Raw genomic sequence first — 1619 nt, forward strand, 5'->3', positions numbered from 1 at the left:
GTTCAGCAGTGGTGAGATAAACAGGAAGGTGAGGGTGGGGCCAAAGCCAGCCTTGGCCGAGAGCAGCCCTCTCAGCATGGGGATGGTGGAGCAGCTGCAAAAGGGGGTGACGGCGCCGAGCAGGGCTGAGAGCAGATAGCCCTTGCCATGACGGGCCCCCAGCATCCGCTGGATCTTCTCGTCGGGGATCTTCTGGCGGATCAGGCTGACCCCGGCGCTAATGACCAGAAATAGCACCGACAGCTCGACAGCCAGAAACAGAAACATCTGCGCTGCATCGGTCAGCATGGTTAACCACTCATTCATTATCGTATCCTCCCTTGGTTTCTATATTTCCAAAATAATCGAAATGAATGGTCGGTCAAGATATTTCTGGTATTATCGAAATATCAAATTTGTGGAGGGAGCAGAGATGCAACTGGAAGAGGTCGCCAAGGCATTGAAAGAGCTGGGTCATCCGACCCGGCTGTTTATCTTCAAGCATCTGGTCAAGGCGGGAGAGCAGGGGCTGCCGGTGGGTGAGCTGCAAAAGCAGTTGGCGATCCCCGCCTCCACCCTCAGTCACCATATCGCGGCGCTGGTCTCGGTGGGGCTGGTGAAGCAGAACCGGGAGAGTCGCACCCTGCTTTGCGTCTCTCAATACGCGGTGCTGGAGGAGATCATCGCCTTTTTCCGCGACGAGTGTTGCGTCAACAGTCCGGAGCATCTGCCAGAGATGCCTTCCTGAGCGCTGGGGTTGCTGGCTGCTCCGTCAGGTGGGCAGCGCGCAATAAAAAACGCCGATCATCCGATCGGCGTTTTGCATTGATGTCTGCACCAGAGGGAATTAACCCAGATTGGCTGCGACCTTGCTTTGGGCTTGCCCTTTGCGCTTGATGATAAAGCCAATGCCCAACACCACCAGCCAGGCCGGGATCAGCTCGACCGAGATCCGGAAATCGGGGGTGATGTACATGATCACCAGGATACCGGCCATGAAGGCGAGGCAGAGGTAGTTGCCGAAGGGATACCAGAATGCCTTGAACTTGGGTTCAATCCCTTGTGCAACCTTGGCCTTGCGGAACTTCAGGTGCGCGAGGCTGATCATCGCCCAGTTGATCACCAGTGCGGAGACCACCAGCGCCATCAGCAGACCGAACGCCTTGCCCGGCATCAGGTAGTTGATCAGCACGCAGAGCAGGGTGGCGATGGCCGAGACCGAAAGGGCAACCAGCGGCACGCCGCTCTTGTTGGTCTTGAGCAGGGCTTTCGGACCGTTGCCCTGTTTGGCCAGACCGAACAGCATCCGGCTGTTGCAGTAGACGCAGCTGTTGTAGACCGACAGCGCTGCCGTCAGTACCACGATATTGAGCACGGTGGCGACCAGATTGCTGTCCAGTGCGTGGAAGATCATCACGAACGGGCTGCCGCCTTCCACCACTTTACCCCAGGGGTAGAGGGACATCAGGATCGCCAGAGCGCCGATGTAGAAGATGAGGATGCGGTAGATCACCTGATTGGTGGCCTTGGGAATGCTCTTCTCGGGGTTGTCTGCTTCGGCGGCGGTAATGCCCACCAGCTACAGACCGCCGAAGGAGAACATGATCACCGCCATCGCCATCACCAGACCGCTGATGCCA

The 1619-nt window shown here is 57.6% G+C and carries 2 protein-coding genes and 1 pseudogene; 1 reads left to right on the forward strand and 2 read right to left on the reverse strand.

The features are described 5' to 3' along the window. A partial coding sequence (locus LD28_RS0121855) for a permease (protein WP_033138974.1) occupies positions 1-306 on the reverse strand: 306 nt, incomplete at its 3' end. Positions 307-412: 106 nt separating this feature from the next. Between LD28_RS0121855 and LD28_RS0121860 the strand changes: the two genes are divergently transcribed. Next, positions 413-727: an ArsR/SmtB family transcription factor gene (locus tag LD28_RS0121860; protein ID WP_033138975.1), complete on the forward strand. Its 315-nt coding sequence runs from the start codon at positions 413-415 to the stop codon at positions 725-727. 99 nt (positions 728-826) lie between these two features. On the opposite strand, the pseudogene LD28_RS0121865 reads toward LD28_RS0121860, so the two are convergent. Continuing rightward, positions 827-1619 (reverse strand): annotated as a pseudogene (locus tag LD28_RS0121865) (APC family permease); the annotation flags it as partial.

The sequence above is a fragment of the Aeromonas finlandensis genome (assembly GCF_000764645.1).
Lineage (GTDB): Bacteria > Pseudomonadota > Gammaproteobacteria > Enterobacterales > Aeromonadaceae > Aeromonas > Aeromonas finlandensis.